Origin of the sequence: Micromonospora sp. M51 (assembly GCF_018070305.1) — a bacterium.
GTDB classification, from domain to species: domain Bacteria; phylum Actinomycetota; class Actinomycetes; order Mycobacteriales; family Micromonosporaceae; genus Micromonospora; species Micromonospora parva.
The window spans coordinates 1-897 of sequence record NZ_JAGPXZ010001298.1; the positions used below are offsets into that span (position 1 = coordinate 1).

The window sequence follows — 897 nt, forward strand, 5'->3', positions numbered from 1 at the left end:
TTGCGTTGACCGGCGCGGCCTCAATCCGCTGGGCAACCGGGGCGGGGCCTTCGACAGCCGCGTCGGTTTGCCTACTGCCCCTACCCTGAAGGAGCCGCGGCGCCACTTCGGCAAGTCGGGGCCCTAGCGCCTGCACCCCCGGGCGGATGGAAGTAACCGCATGATCTGGACGAAGTTCAGCAGCGACCGCAACCCTCGCCGACTCCGCGCCGTGTCCGATCTGCGGTTTCCCGCCAGCGGGCGTCAGCATCTACGAAACCGGCATCCCCAGCTCAGCGACGAAGACATCGCTCTCGTCGAAACCGCGACCCGGCAGTGGTTCCGGATCATCGCCCGCCAGCCGGGCGCGAAGCTGTCGATGCCGTCGGTGGTGGTGGACGATCTGTGGCAGCAGCTGACCCTGCATGCGCAGGACTACGCCACGTTCTGCGACACCGCGTTCGGGCGCCCCCCGCAGCACCGGCCAGGGTCGGCGACAAGCGACGACACGACCGACGACAGTCGCCGTTCCCTTCTGCTCTCCACGCTCAAGCACGGCCGCCGGGACGAGGGGGGCGGCTCGGACAGCCTTCCGCTGTTGTTCCGGGTGGACCAAGAACTGGACATCCACAATGGCAACCGTTACCTCGCGGACTGCGGAGGTCGAGGCGAGTGTTTCCCGGTTTCCGACCGGATCTGCCTGCAACACCTCGCAGGGCCGGGCAAGCGGCCCAAACCACCCGGCATTCGTGGCGATCTGCCCTTCAACGACGGCCGTCATGGCTACGCCGGCGGTGCGGGCGGCAGCGGTGGCGGCGAGTTCAGCGGAGACGGCGATGGCGGTGGGGGCAGCAACTGAGGCCCGCCCGGACGGTACGGCGCTTGCGTCAGCGGAGCCGGGTCAGCGCTGTCACCGAC

The 897-nt window shown here is 68.9% G+C and carries 1 protein-coding gene; it reads left to right on the forward strand.

Features of this window, described 5'->3' with window-relative positions; translation table 11 throughout:
* The first annotated feature begins 160 nt into the window (after window positions 1-160).
* Window positions 161-838, forward strand: a complete 678-nt coding sequence (locus tag KBX53_RS34400; RefSeq protein ID WP_210863969.1) for a hypothetical protein — start codon at window positions 161-163, stop codon at window positions 836-838.
* The last annotated feature ends 59 nt before the right edge of the window (window positions 839-897 follow it).